Below are 1231 nucleotides of genomic sequence, written 5' to 3' on the forward strand. Positions count from 1 at the left end.
ATGGCAAAGGCAAAGTTTGAACGGACGAAACCGCACGTCAACATTGGCACGATCGGCCACGTCGACCACGGCAAGACGACGCTGACGGCTGCGATCACGCGGTATTTCGGCGACTTCAAGGGCTACGACCAGATCGACAACGCCCCCGAGGAGAAGGCGCGCGGGATCACCATCTCGACCACGCATGTGGAATACGAATCGGCGACGCGGCACTATGCGCATGTGGACTGCCCGGGCCACGCCGACTATGTGAAGAACATGATCACGGGCGCGGCGCAGATGGACGGCGCGATCCTGGTGGTGAACGCCGCTGACGGCCCGATGCCGCAAACGCGCGAGCACATCCTGCTGGGCCGCCAGGTGGGCATCCCCTTCATGGTCGTCTATCTGAACAAGGTCGACCAGGTCGATGACGAGGAACTGCTGGAACTGGTCGAGATGGAGGTGCGCGAGCTGCTGTCCTCCTACGACTATCCGGGCGACGACATTCCGATCATCAAGGGCTCGGCGCTGGCGGCGCTGGAAGGCCGCGACCCCGAGATCGGCGAGAACTCGATCAAGGCGCTGATCGCGGCGGTGGACGAATACATCCCCACCCCCGAGCGCGCGGTGGACCAGCCCTTCCTGATGCCGATCGAGGACGTGTTCTCGATCTCGGGCCGCGGCACGGTCGTGACCGGCCGGATCGAGCGCGGCGCGGTCAACGTGGGCGACGAACTGGAGATCGTGGGCATCCGCGACACCAAGAAGACCACCTGCACCGGCGTCGAGATGTTCCGCAAGCTCCTGGATCGCGGGGAAGCGGGCGACAACGTGGGCGTGCTGCTGCGCGGCATCGACCGTGACGGCGTGGAGCGCGGGCAGGTGCTGTGCAAGCCCAAGTCGGTGAACCCGCACACCGTCTTCGAGGCCGAGGCCTATATCCTGACCAAGGAGGAAGGCGGCCGCCACACGCCGTTCTTCGCGAACTACCGTCCCCAGTTCTACTTCCGCACCACGGACGTGACCGGGACCGTCAAGCTGCCCGAGGGCACCGAGATGGTGATGCCGGGCGACAACCTGAAGTTCGAGGTCGAGCTGATCGCGCCGATCGCCATGGAAGAAAAGCTGCGCTTCGCCATCCGCGAAGGCGGCCGCACTGTCGGCGCCGGCGTGGTCTCCAAGATCATCAAGTGATCCGAGCCGCATCGCGGTGACAACAAGGCCCGTCCCGAAAGGGGCGGGCTTTTTC

General features: G+C 64.8%; 1 protein-coding gene. It reads left to right on the forward strand.

What is annotated here, in order from left to right; all coding sequences use genetic code 11:
• A partial coding sequence (gene tuf / locus CK944_RS22165; protein ID WP_103175185.1) for an elongation factor Tu occupies positions 1–1176 on the forward strand: 1176 nt, incomplete at its 5' end.
• Positions 1177–1231 lie beyond the last annotated feature (55 nt).

The sequence above is a fragment of the Paracoccus sp. SY genome, assembly GCF_002901215.1.
Taxonomy (GTDB): domain Bacteria; phylum Pseudomonadota; class Alphaproteobacteria; order Rhodobacterales; family Rhodobacteraceae; genus Paracoccus; species Paracoccus acridae.